1 protein-coding gene is annotated in these 549 nt (G+C 62.8%); it reads right to left on the bottom strand.

Translation table 11 applies throughout. The annotated features are described in order from the left end of the window. A partial coding sequence (locus AC1DPX_RS35105) for an ABC transporter ATP-binding protein (protein WP_477242598.1) occupies window positions 1-549 on the bottom strand: 549 nt, incomplete at its 5' end.

Here is a 549-nt window from a genome sequence, read left to right as displayed (position 1 = left end):
TCAACCGAAATAGGCAGGCAGGACCTCATCTGTAGGGCCGTCCATGCGCACACGGCCGTGTTCCATCCACAGGATGCGGTTGCAATTCTTTCGCAGCAGATCGCGCGAATGGCTGGCAAGGACGAGGATCTTGGTCGTCTCCACGATCTCGCGCAGCCGCCGGTCGGCCTTGTGCTTGAAGTCCTCGTCGCCGGTCGAAAGCCATTCGTCCATCACCAGGATCTCCGGCCGGATCGCCGTCGACGTCGAGAACGCCAGGCGAAGCTGCATGCCCGACGAATAGGTCCGGAACGGCATGTCRAGAAAATCGCCCAGYCCGGTGAACTCGGCGATCTCATCGAATTGCTCGCGCAATTCRTTCGGCCGCATGCCCATCATCGCCGCCCGCAGCCTGATGTTCTCGCGCCCCGTCGCTTCCGGGTCGATGCCCAGGGAGATGTTGATCAGCGATACGCATTCGCCCTGGATCACCGCCGAGCCGCTCGTCGGCCTGTAGATGCCCGACAGCACGCGCAGCAGTGTCGTCTTGCCGGAGCCGTTGTGGCCGAC

This window comes from Mesorhizobium sp. 01N446 (assembly GCF_056399285.1).
The sequence above is the reverse complement of the archived record's forward strand: the minus strand, read 5'-3'. Positions and strand labels throughout refer to the sequence as shown.